Raw genomic sequence first — 1,147 nt, 5'->3', positions numbered from 1 at the left:
GTGGACTGGGGACGACGGCCCGAGACCCGGCCGGGGAGCAGGAGACCATGCCCGATCAGTACACCTTCACGAATCCCGCGACGCAGTACCCGAACACCACCCCTCCCGTGCAGCACCAGGCGGAGCCCGGCCTGCAGTCGCGGCTCGACCCGCGGCCCGACCTGGGCGAGGACAGCTACCGCGGCACCGGCCGGCTGACCGGGCGGCGCGCTCTGATCACGGGTGCCGACTCCGGTATCGGCGCGGCGGTCGCGATCGCGTTCGCGCGCGAGGGCGCCGATGTGGCGCTGGCGTACCTGCCCGAGGAGGAGGAGGACGCGCAGCACGTGATCGGGCTGATCCGCGCCGCCGGCCGCACCGCGGTGCCGGTCCCGGGCGATCTGCGCGACCAGCGCTACTGCACCGATCTCGTCGAGAGGGCCGTCGAGGGGCTCGGCGGGCTCGACGCGGTCGTGAACGTCGCGGGCAAGCAGGTGTGGCAGGAGGACGTGCTGCAGCTCAGCGACGAGCAGTTCCTCGAGACGTTCCAGGTCAACGTGCTCGCGATGTTCCGCATCGTGAAGGCGGCGATCCCGCACCTCGCGCCCGGGTCCACGATCATCACGACCGCGTCGGCGGAGGCGCACACGCCCGCGCCCGACCGGCTCGACTACGCGATGACCAAGGGCGCGATCAACAACCTCTCGAAGGGACTGGCGCAGCAGCTGGCGCCGAAGGGCATCCGGGTCAACGTCGTCGCTCCGGGTCCGACCTGGACCGTGCTGCAGGTGACGGACGGCGTCGACCCCGAGAGCCTGCCGGACTTCGGGTCGAGCGAGTCGCCGATGGGGCGGCCGGCTCAGCCCGCCGAGCTCGCACCGGCGTACGTGTTCCTCGCGTCGGCCGAGTCGAGCTTCGTCGCGGGCGAGACGCTCAACGTGAACGGCGGCATGCCGACGCCCTGAGGTCGCGGCTCCGGGCGTATCGAGACCCGCCGCTCCTGGGGGTGGGGGATCTCGATACGCGCGCTTGGCGCGCTACTCGATCAGCGGGGAGCTCGCACTTCCTTGCTGGTCGAGTAGCCCCGTAGGGGCGTATCGAGACCTGTCGTTGCCGGGGGTGGGGGATCTCGATACGCGCGCTTCGCGCGCTACTCGATCAGTAGGGG

At 71.5% G+C, this 1,147-nt stretch carries 1 protein-coding gene; it reads left to right on the top strand.

All coding sequences use genetic code 11. The features are described 5' to 3' along the window. Window positions 1–47: 47 nt before the first annotated feature. Window positions 48–944 (top strand): SDR family oxidoreductase, encoded by an 897-nt coding sequence (locus tag NB037_RS19305; RefSeq protein ID WP_251948682.1) that lies wholly within the window; start codon window positions 48–50, stop codon window positions 942–944. Window positions 945–1,147: the final 203 nt, after the last annotated feature.

This window comes from Rathayibacter rubneri, assembly GCF_023743255.1.
In the GTDB taxonomy this organism is placed as follows: Bacteria; Actinomycetota; Actinomycetes; order Actinomycetales; family Microbacteriaceae; genus Rathayibacter; species Rathayibacter rubneri.
The sequence above is the reverse complement of the archived record's forward strand: the minus strand, read 5'-3'. Positions and strand labels throughout refer to the sequence as shown.

Bases quoted from the DNA above. Each gene is read 5' to 3' on its own strand.
- NB037_RS19305 (WP_251948682.1), top strand. From the start codon at position 48: ATGCCCGATCAGTACACCTTCACGAATCCCGCGACGCAGTACCCGAAC.